Below are 248 nucleotides of genomic sequence, written 5' to 3'. Positions count from 1 at the left end.
ATCCAAATTAACGATCCCGACCGGATGGTGCGGGAAGTCATTGAGACGTTAAACACGCGCGAATGCGAAGTGCGCGACAGCGAAGGCCACTGGCATCTGCTGCGAATTCATCCGTATCGCTCCAAGGAGAACCGCATTGATGGCGTGGTGATTACCTTGGTCGACATCAACGATCTCAAGCGCAATATCGCCAAACTCGAGCTGGCTTCCCACTACGGCGACGCCATCGCGGAGACCATCCGCGAACC

Annotated in this window: 1 protein-coding gene; it reads left to right on the top strand. The window is 56.0% G+C overall.

The window, feature by feature from the left end; all coding sequences use genetic code 11:
• On the top strand, window positions 1-248 hold a 248-nt coding region (locus H5993_RS09335; RefSeq protein WP_204777122.1), incomplete at both ends, for a PAS domain-containing protein.

The sequence above is a fragment of the Limosilactobacillus alvi genome, assembly GCF_016900115.1.
GTDB classification, from domain to species: domain Bacteria; phylum Bacillota; class Bacilli; order Lactobacillales; family Lactobacillaceae; genus Limosilactobacillus; species Limosilactobacillus alvi.
The sequence above is the reverse complement of the archived record's forward strand: the minus strand, read 5'-3'. Positions and strand labels throughout refer to the sequence as shown.